Raw genomic sequence first — 247 nt, 5'->3', positions numbered from 1 at the left:
CCGGCCGAAGTATCTCGATCCGGCGGTCAAACAGATCAACGAGCTTTCCGACCTCGACATCAGCTACGAGACGCGCGCGGACGGCGAAAGCTCGCGCAAGATCAACAAGATCCGCTTCCGGCTGAAGCGCAAGGACACGGTCGCGGCCATGCTCACGCGGCAGCCGAACGCGCACGACCTGCTGCTCACGCTCAAGGAGGAGTTCGGCCTGAGCAACAAGCAGTTCGACGTGATCGCCGAGCACCGC

Annotated in this window: 1 pseudogene; it reads left to right on the top strand. The window is 63.2% G+C overall.

The window, feature by feature from the left end:
• A pseudogene (locus SB771_RS36215) lies at window positions 1–247 on the top strand (replication initiation protein); the annotation flags it as partial.

Origin of the sequence: Burkholderia sp. SIMBA_051 (assembly GCF_046534915.1) — a bacterium.
In the GTDB taxonomy this organism is placed as follows: Bacteria; Pseudomonadota; Gammaproteobacteria; order Burkholderiales; family Burkholderiaceae; genus Burkholderia; species Burkholderia ambifaria.
Note: the sequence above shows the minus strand (reverse complement) of the source record. Positions and strands in the feature narration are given on the sequence as shown.